This is a genomic window from Acinetobacter stercoris, assembly GCF_900323515.1.
Lineage (GTDB): Bacteria > Pseudomonadota > Gammaproteobacteria > Pseudomonadales > Moraxellaceae > Acinetobacter > Acinetobacter stercoris.
Window position 1 is genome coordinate 1 of sequence record NZ_OOGT01000420.1, and the last position, 936, is coordinate 936.

At 28.3% G+C, this 936-nt stretch carries 1 protein-coding gene; it reads right to left on the reverse strand.

The genetic code is table 11. The annotated features are described in order from the left end of the window. Window positions 1–473: 473 nt before the first annotated feature. Window positions 474–656: a hypothetical protein gene (locus KPC_RS20000; RefSeq protein ID WP_146196695.1), complete on the reverse strand. Its 183-nt coding sequence runs from the start codon at window positions 654–656 to the stop codon at window positions 474–476. Window positions 657–936: the final 280 nt, after the last annotated feature.

Here is a 936-nt window from a genome sequence, read left to right on the forward strand (position 1 = left end):
GCTACAGACATTTCATAACTCCACAACTTGTATTCAATCCCGAACCTATATAATTCTCAAACAGAACTTTATCTCCGATTTCAGATAGATTAAAGCAAGTATCAGGGATCATAATTGTAATAAACTATTGTTTCCAAAAAATTAAAAAGTATTATATTAACAAATAGTAGACTGTTATTAATACTACAATTATTCAGTGTTAAAAATTAGTCAAAACTCATACATCAAATAGTTAAAATATCCACCCATATTTTTTAGCAATTTTCTGTGTATCTTCTCTTAATCTGTTAAGCTCAATATAAACATCGCTATCAACTTTAGGTCTTACTTTCTTGAACTTATCTTCCAAAAATCCAAACTTCGCATTAACATTTCAAATATCAATTGTTGCTTACCTTGCTTATTTGCAGCCAAGAATGCAACATGATCAATCTTAAAACGGAAATCCATCTCTTTTCTTTTAAGAGAGTACATTATCCGCTCAATAAAGCCATTTTTCCCATCATAATTGTAATACAACCCCATACACCAATCGGAATATTATATTTTCTATCCTTAAGTGTATCGTTTATTATCGTTTCTGTTTCACGTTGATTACTTGATAACTCAAGTATATCTTCTTCTGTTAAAACTTCTTTACTGAGTTCGATACTCATCCAGAGTTCCATATATATTCCTTGATCTAATATTTTGATTTATTTAAAAGTTGGTATTTATCAATAAAGTAACCAGTTGAAATAAAATTAATGTGTCCATTTCTTATATCAATAAATTTAGTTAATTACCTTGTTAAAACTCACCTTTCTGTTAAGTTATTTCATTCTACTGTTTGAAAAATCTTTTCTAAGCGCACTAATTCAAAATTGGAAACAGGATAGACTCGTTCTGTTCCTAATTACAAGGTATGTATTATTTTCATTAACCTAGTTCTTAATT

Bases quoted from the DNA above. Each gene is read 5' to 3' on its own strand.
- KPC_RS20000 (WP_146196695.1), bottom strand. From the start codon at position 656: ATGAGTATCGAACTCAGTAAAGAAGTTTTAACAGAAGAAGATATACTT.